General features: G+C 64.8%; 6 protein-coding genes and 1 pseudogene. 1 reads left to right on the top strand and 6 read right to left on the bottom strand.

The genetic code is table 11. The features are described from left to right. Positions 1-1,022 precede the first annotated feature (1,022 nt). Positions 1,023-2,039: a hypothetical protein gene (locus ACQR03_RS33180; protein WP_434842377.1), complete on the bottom strand. Its 1,017-nt coding sequence runs from the start codon at positions 2,037-2,039 to the stop codon at positions 1,023-1,025. A gap of 547 nt (positions 2,040-2,586) precedes the next feature. Continuing rightward, complete coding sequence (locus ACQR03_RS33175; protein WP_315826565.1) at positions 2,587-3,000, bottom strand: DUF1801 domain-containing protein; 414 nt, start codon at positions 2,998-3,000, stop codon at positions 2,587-2,589. Positions 3,001-3,112: 112 nt separating this feature from the next. Here ACQR03_RS33175 and ACQR03_RS33170 point away from each other — a divergent pair. Further along, positions 3,113-3,286, top strand: a pseudogene (locus ACQR03_RS33170) (methyl-accepting chemotaxis protein); the annotation flags it as partial. Between the two features lie 334 nt (positions 3,287-3,620). Here ACQR03_RS33170 and ACQR03_RS33165 read toward each other — a convergent pair. From ACQR03_RS33165 to minC, 4 genes are read right to left on the bottom strand one after another with little or no spacing between them, the layout of a single operon-like run. Beyond that, positions 3,621-4,394: a thioesterase family protein gene (locus ACQR03_RS33165; protein ID WP_315826564.1), complete on the bottom strand. Its 774-nt coding sequence runs from the start codon at positions 4,392-4,394 to the stop codon at positions 3,621-3,623. Between the two features lie 21 nt (positions 4,395-4,415). Next, complete coding sequence (gene minE, locus ACQR03_RS33160; RefSeq protein ID WP_315716282.1) at positions 4,416-4,691, bottom strand: cell division topological specificity factor MinE; 276 nt, start codon at positions 4,689-4,691, stop codon at positions 4,416-4,418. Next, positions 4,688-5,503 (bottom strand): septum site-determining protein MinD, encoded by an 816-nt coding sequence (gene minD, locus ACQR03_RS33155; protein ID WP_315716283.1) that lies wholly within the window; start codon positions 5,501-5,503, stop codon positions 4,688-4,690. Before minD ends, minE begins: the two co-directional genes overlap by 4 nt. 20 nt (positions 5,504-5,523) lie before the next feature. After that, positions 5,524-6,219, bottom strand: a complete 696-nt coding sequence (gene minC, locus ACQR03_RS33150; RefSeq protein WP_315716284.1) for a septum site-determining protein MinC — start codon at positions 6,217-6,219, stop codon at positions 5,524-5,526. Positions 6,220-6,481: the final 262 nt, after the last annotated feature.

Raw genomic sequence — 6,481 nt, 5'->3', positions numbered from 1 at the left:
GCCATGATGCGCGACCGAAAACCTTATGCGATCACTCCATCAACATAACAGTTGCCGGCGTTCGCCGGGACGACAGCCTTTGTGTGGCGCGATACTCGCCACGCGATCCGCTGTATCCAAACAACACTGAATGCGCTGCCCCCATTGCAGACATGACATTGCTGCCTCGCGGCGCATCTGCGTCCGAGTCTTGCTGGTGTCGTTCCCCTCCAACTCACGGAGGGTGCAGGGAAGGCCAGGCCTCGACCGAGGCCTGCGGTCCGCGTGCAGCAAAAAAGCACGCGGCAGAACCACAGGTTCGGCCGGATAGACCCGGCCTTCCCTGCGCGATGGCTTTACGATTTATACGCAGTCTCCTCGGTGACCGGCTTGTTTGCCACCGTGGCGACAACGCGTTTCACGCGTTGCGCGGACCTCAGCTTCGGGAGGCCAGGACCCTGCGACTTCACCGTCCGCGACGTGGCGTACGTCGGCATGCCCAAAGCATGCTGCGCCCCATCGCGGCCACCGCATCCCACCCCAACGCATCGTGACGTTCGCGAAGCGCCCCTCGTCAGTGAAGCGGGATGCGGAGAAGAGACCATGGATTTCTGAAAATGCAAAGTCGAATATTTTTCGCTCCGCATCTGGACAGCCCAAATCAGCTTGATCGCGCGAGCGAATTTCGTCTTTGCGCGCGCCGCTGCGGACGCCCGACCTGCGCCGGAAAGTATCGATGGGGAAGCAAGCCTGCTCGTCGGCCAAATCAACCTCGCTGCGGCACAACGAATCCCAGGCGACGCGCGACAGAGGGCCCAACGAAAAGCCAGTCTGCACTCCGACCCGCTGTCGTGCCGAACAAGCGAAGCCGGACGATGTGCAGGCATCGTCGCGTTCGCGCGACCCAGGACCGAGACCCCAGGACGTGGCGAGCCCGGATGCATCAATGCGCGTGCCTCGAATATGGCCCTGGGTTATGGGTCCCGGCGTTCGCCGGGACGACATTGATTTTGTCGGACGAGCGTCCAGACACGACAACCATCTCACAACGCCGCGAACGCAGCGCGCGACGGTGCGAGCGGCAACCAGTCCGGGATGCGGCGCTTGGCGAGCCAATACGGCCGCCACAGCATTCGCCATGTGGTGAGATCCACAGGGGCCTGGCGCCATTTCATTCGACCGGTCTCGATCTGCGACAGATCGTGCAGGTGCAGCCAGCGCCGCGCGATCCACCAGAGCTCGCGGGCGACGTCAGCATTCCCCCGTCCCTTGAGCTGGACGATGCCCAACAACGGATCAGGAAAACGGACGGCGACCTCCAGCGTCGCGACGCGTTCGCCCAGGTGCCGGACGCTCCACAGCCGAGAGCGATTGTGGGCGATGTCGGAGCCATAGGTGCGGACACAATTGCGCATAGTCATCGCTTCGTCGACCAGATCCGGGATGTCATCCAGCGGCCGAAACTCATAGTCCCCGACGCGACCGGGATGGAGCCACATGTCGCGGATTGGCCGTTGACCGAGATTGAGATGCAGCGAGACTTTCCCTCGCCAAGCGAGGGCAGCCGTCATTGCGGCATCGAGCGTCATGGCTGGCGTCCACGGCCTTTCGACGAGCTCGCGGCCGAAGCCGGCGGGCTGCCCCGAGAACCAGATCCACAGACCGAGCAGATGCATGCGGTCGCGCTTCAGCACCAGCGGCGCCCGCAGATACTCACGGGCGATCCACACCGCGGCCGGCTCATGCGCCAGCGCCGCCATCTCCGCCACGAGCTGCAGCCAGGTCGGCATCAGCTTCGGCGAGCGCGGCAAATGGTTGCCGATCTGCCGCCGGAACAGCTCGCCGTCTGGCAATGGTGGGATCGGACGGACGAATGCCTCCGGTGGCAGCTTGCGCAGCCAGAGCGGCAGACCGGCCGCGGCCGCCGCCTCGGCCAGCGGACGCCCCGCGATCACGCACGCGATCGCCCGCTCCGGATCGACATCCGGGCGCGGCACCGCCAGCGCGAACAGCAGCGCCGGAAAGCTCAACGCGAGGTCGGCGAGATGAGGATGTCGCATCGCGCATGCGCGCACGCGGGATTGCAGACGAGACGAATAGCGCCGCAGCCGGCGTTCGCGCAGGTCGGAACGCTCCGGCTCCCGGCTGGGAGTCAGCAAGAGATTTGATGTCATGACACGACGGTTCAAGCGCAGGCCACGAGGGCCACGGGCTTTTCGATGAGATGCGAAAGGGTCAAATCATGGCCGGGACAATCATCCCGGTCGGCCGCGTCAATGATCGCGCAGCGAGCCCGGGAAGCGCGTGAGTCTGAACATCGTCGCCTCCTGCGTTGAAGTTGGGATGCGCTGAACTAGCGTGTTTCTCGGCAGAGCGCAACCTTGGCCGCCACCTCCTCCCACCTCGATGCACACGGGTCATCCTTGCGAAAGGTTGTCGGCGACCGGCACACCGCCGTCGCGAGCCCCCGAAACGACGAGGCGATCCAGGCCTTCCAGACAGATGATTCGACTTGGCCCTGGATTGCTTCGCTGCGCTCGCGACGACGTGGTGAGTGAGCAGCGACCTGGATCGTTGATACTGACTGCGCGGAGCGATGCACCAGCCCTACCGCTTCCCCTTCGTCATGTTCAGCGCCACCGCGGCGCGGATCAGCGCCATGAACGCAGTCTCATCGATCACGTCGCCTTCATGAAGGTCGATGGCGCGGCGGGTGTTGCCGTCGAGGCTGACGTTGAACAGGCCGGAAGGGTCCGGCAGCGAGGCTCCTTTGGCGAAGGTCAGCTTCACCGCGGCCTTGTAGGTCTCGCCGGTGCAGACGATGCCGGCATGCGACCATACGGGAACGCCGCGCCACTTCCACTCTTCGACGATATCGGGATCGGCCCGTTTGATGAGATCGCGGACGTAGCTGAGCGTGACGCCGCGCCAATCCCCGAGCTCCTTGATCCGGGCGTCGATCAGCTCCGACGGAGACTGGTTCCCCTCGCCGACGCTCGTAGCCTTCGTTGGTTTCGCCATGACGCTTATTCCCATCCACCTGCTTGTCGTTTCACCTGCGTGTAGTCCGCGTCGTAGTTATACGACCATCTTGGCCTGCTCAAGTTTATAGCAATATTGATAACTCCACGGCCAAGCGGCACAGTGCACCAACGAGGTGTCGTCCAACATCACCGAGGTGCAGCACGACGCCAGCGAAACCGGCTCGGCCTCGTCCCAGGTGCTGTCGGCGGCGCAGTCGCTGTCACAGGACAGCAACCGGCTGAAGCTGGAGGTGGGACGATTCTTGAACACGGTGCGGGCGGCGCAAGAGCGAAATCGTTCGTCGTTGAACTCGTTCACTCGCGACAACGGCAGTTTGTTCCCTCTCCCGCTTGCGGGGGAGGGCTAGGGAGGGGGCCGCTCCAGCGGCGGTGTGCGTGGCGCCCCCTCTCCAACTCTCCCCCGCAAGCGGGGGAGAGGGCACAGCGGAGCTTGGCGCGGGGTTGATCGGTTCACCGGAAACGAAGCAGGCAACTGCCGATCACCGGCCCAACTTAATAACACCTCGCCGCAGCACGCCGTTGGAAACGAGGCAGCGCCGGTGCGGTGATCAGTTCGCCAACTCGCCGTGAACGCAATCCGGACGGCTGACCGCCCCCTCACCGCTTTTCGATCACCAGGCTCTGCACCACCCGGCCGAAATAGCCCCTGACATCGCCCAGCCGCGCCATCGCCAGACCCGCGCCGTCCGGGCCGATCCAGCTTTCGGCGTCGAGCAGGATCCAGTCGCCGACCGGCTCGCGGGCCATGTTCACGGTGAGGTCGGCATTGAGGAACGTATAGCTGTGGAAGTCGAGCGCGGCGGAGGTGCCGTTGCAGAAGTCGCTCGCGACCACGGCGCGCATCGCCTGCGACACGGCGTGGCCTTCGACCAGCGGCCAGTCGACGCGGTACCAGATCGCGCCGGGACCCTTGACGCCGAACCGGCCGCGCGCGGCGCGCAGCGTCATGCCACGCACGAACGGGCTGGTCGAGAAATCAGCCGGCTCCGGCAGCGCATCGTCAGGGCCGACCAGATCGACCGGCAGCTCGCGGACATCGTCCGGCAGCGGCACCGCGTCCTGCCTGATCTTGAGCACCGTCGCCGTGACGACCACCGTGTCGCCGGCGCGCAAGCGCACGGCGCAGAGCTGGATCTTGCGCCCCTCGCGCAGCACCTCGGTCTCGATGAGGAGCTCTGCGAGCGGCACCGGGCGCATCAGGTCGATGGTGACGCGGGCGATGCGCATCGGCGACTTCGTCGGAATGCGCTCGGCCGCCCACACGGCCAGCGCCGATGGCGCAGACCCATGTTGCATGGTCGGATCCCAGGGTCCCGCAGCATCGGAGCCGACGGCGACCCGATTGTCCGCGATGCGGAAGATCGGCCGCATCAGCGCGCGCCTCGCCACGTCTCAGCCGGCGCTGGCAAAGGCGCGGTCGGCGCCATTGGGCAGTTCGATGTCGACCTCGAGCGTCGAGACATGCTTTCCCCGGTCCATGCGAACGATGACCTTGTCCGGATCAAGTACCACATGGCGCGAAACCACGGCGAGGATTTCCTCGCGCAGCTGCATCAGGAGATCGGGCTGTCCACGCAGACTGCGCTCGTGCGCGAGCAGGATCTGCAGCCGTTCCCGCGCGACGGGCGCGGAGGCTGCACGCCCCGTAAAGAGCCGCAGCACACTCATGCAGCCCTCCGTCCCAAGAGCAGGTTCATCAGGCCCTTGCGCTCGGTCGGGATCTGCATCTCGACCTCCTCGCCGAGCAGCCGGCGCATCGCATCGTGATAGGCGCGTGCGGGGGCGCTCGCCGGGCTGTTGAGCGTCACCGGGCAGCCGACATTGGAGGCGCGCAGCACGTCCTGGCTCTCCGGCACGATGCCGAGCAACGGCGTCGCCAGGATTTCCAGCACGTCATCGATCGACAGCATCTCGCCGCGCGCGGCGCGGCCGGCATCGTAGCGGGTGATGAGAATGTGCTTCTCGACGCGCTCGCCGTTTTCGGCGCGCACGGTCTTGGAGTCGAGCATGCCGATGATGCGGTCGGAATCGCGCACCGACGACACTTCCGGATTGGTGACGATGAGAGCCTCGTCGGCATAGCGCATCGCCAGCATGGCGCCGCGCTCGATGCCGGCCGGGCTGTCGCAGATCACCCAGTCGAATGTCTTGCGCAGCTCAGCGATGACGCGGCCGACGCCGTCCTCGGTCAGCGCGTCCTTGTCCTTGGTCTGCGACGCCGGCAGCAGCCAGAGATTCTCCAGCCGCTTGTCGCGGATCAGAGCCTGCGGCAGCTTGGCGACGCCATGCACCACGTTGATGAGATCGAACACCACGCGGCGTTCCGCGCCCATCACCAGATCGAGGTTGCGCAGGCCGACGTCGAAATCGACGACGACGACCTTCTCACCGGCCTGCGCCAGCGCCGCGCCCATCGCCGCCGTCGTGGTGGTCTTGCCGACGCCACCCTTGCCCGACGTCACTACGAGTACTTTCGACATGTCACGGATCCTCCTGCTACTCAGTTCAATGCAACGATCTTCATGGAATGACCTTCGAGCCGCGCCTGCACGGCCCGGCCGCGCAACGCGGCGTCGATCTGCTCGGCGGTCTGGTAGTAGCCGTCGATCGCGACCAGCTCGGCCTCGATCTTCTGGCAATAGATGCGCGCCGCCGCGTTGCCGTTGATGCCGGCCATCGCGCGGCCGCGCAGCGCGCCGTAGACGTGGATCGAGCCGCCGGCGACGATCTCGGCGCCCGACGACACCGCGCCGAGCACAGTGACGTCGCCATCGGGAAACACGATCGACTGGCCCGAGCGTACGGGCTGGTCGAGCAGCAGCGAGGTCGGCTGCTGCAGCGACGGCTTCTCCGGCTCGATCTCCTGCACGGCGCAGTGACGGCCGCCCGACAACAAGGGAGGCATGCCGAGCGACAGCCGCCCCTGCTCGACGCCTTCGAGTCCGAGCACGCGGATGTTGCGCGACTCGATGCTCTTGATGAGATGGGTGATGGCGAGCGGGCTCAGATCCAGCGCTGAGAGATCGAGCACGATCGGCTTGCCGACGAAGAAGCCGGGCGAGCCCGCGAGCGTTGCATCGAGCTCAGCCAGCCAATCGGCAATCGGCACAACCGGCGAAAACACGAAGGCGACGTAGGAGCGCCCGCGCAGACGAATAACAGGACGCACCGTTTCAGCGCTGGCACTCATGACCATCCGACCCAACCCTTCTTAGTGATTGGTTAACTGTCGGCGCCAGATGGTTAACGGATGGTTAAATCGACGCTAAGCCGCTCAAAAATCGACAGCGGCCCGCCCGACATAGTTCGATGATGATCGAATCAAGGCGCAATCTTGGCATCAATGAGACGCAATTCATGAGCATCTGCGTCAAGACCTGTCACGCCTCATTTTAATCACATCATGATGATAACTTTAACGTACATATAATTCGGAACCGACGACTTTAAGAGGTTCC

Source organism: Bradyrhizobium sp. HKCCYLS3070 (assembly GCF_051167575.1).
In the GTDB taxonomy this organism is placed as follows: Bacteria; Pseudomonadota; Alphaproteobacteria; order Rhizobiales; family Xanthobacteraceae; genus Bradyrhizobium.
The sequence above is the reverse complement of the archived record's forward strand: the minus strand, read 5'-3'. Positions and strand labels throughout refer to the sequence as shown.

Excerpts from the sequence above, each read along its gene's own strand:
- ACQR03_RS33180 (WP_434842377.1), bottom strand. The coding sequence starts at position 2,039 with ATGCGACATCCTCATCTCGCCGACCTCGCGTTGAGCTTTCCGGCGCTG.
- ACQR03_RS33175 (WP_315826565.1), bottom strand. The coding sequence starts at position 3,000 with ATGGCGAAACCAACGAAGGCTACGAGCGTCGGCGAGGGGAACCAGTCT.
- ACQR03_RS33165 (WP_315826564.1), bottom strand. The coding sequence starts at position 4,394 with ATGCGGCCGATCTTCCGCATCGCGGACAATCGGGTCGCCGTCGGCTCC.
- minE (WP_315716282.1), bottom strand. The coding sequence starts at position 4,691 with ATGAGTGTGCTGCGGCTCTTTACGGGGCGTGCAGCCTCCGCGCCCGTC.
- minD (WP_315716283.1), bottom strand. The coding sequence starts at position 5,503 with ATGTCGAAAGTACTCGTAGTGACGTCGGGCAAGGGTGGCGTCGGCAAG.
- minC (WP_315716284.1), bottom strand. The coding sequence starts at position 6,219 with ATGGTCATGAGTGCCAGCGCTGAAACGGTGCGTCCTGTTATTCGTCTG.